We start from the raw sequence: 592 nt of genomic DNA, 5'->3' as shown, positions 1-592 counted from the left end.
ACCACCGCTGAACGCCAGCGCCTGAAAGAGCTGGAGCGCGAGAACCGTGAGCTGAGGCGCAGTAACGATATCCTGCGGCAGGCTTCCGCGTATTTTGCGAAGGCGGAGTTCGACCGCCTGTGGAAAAAATAGCGCCTCTGGTGGATACCCTGCGTGATGAGCACGGGGTCGGACCGGTATGCCATGAGCTGGATATCGCCCCGTCGACATACTACCGGCATCAGCAGCACAGGCAGCATCCTGACAGGCGCTGTCAGCGGGCACATCGTGATGACCTGCTGAAGCCGGAGATACAGCGCGTGTACGATGAAAACCATAGCGTGTACGGTGTGCGCAAGGTCTGGCGGCAGTTGCTGCGGGAAGGCATCAGTGTGGCCAGATGCACGGTGGCACGTCTGATGACCGTCATGGGGCTTGCCGGTGTTCGTCGGGGCAAAAAGATCCGCACCACCGTCAGCCGGAAAGAAGCCGCTGCGGATGACCGGGTGAACCGCCAGTTCGTAGCGGAGCGACCCGACCAGCTGTGGGTGGCAGATTTTACCTATGTGAGCACCTGGCAGGGCTTCGCGTACGTGGCGTTCATCATCGATGT

Annotated in this window: 1 pseudogene and 1 other annotated feature; the pseudogene reads left to right on the top strand. The window is 60.6% G+C overall.

Annotated features, from left to right (window positions below):
• Positions 1 to 592, top strand: a pseudogene (locus tag FCN80_RS26270) (IS3 family transposase); the annotation flags it as partial.
• Positions 87 to 203: a sequence feature (AL1L pseudoknot), on the top strand. (Overlaps the previous pseudogene by 117 nt.)

The sequence above is a fragment of the Martelella alba genome (assembly GCF_005217455.1).
Taxonomy (GTDB): Bacteria; Pseudomonadota; Gammaproteobacteria; order Enterobacterales; family Enterobacteriaceae; genus Acerihabitans.
This window is presented reverse-complemented; position numbering and strand designations above follow the sequence as displayed.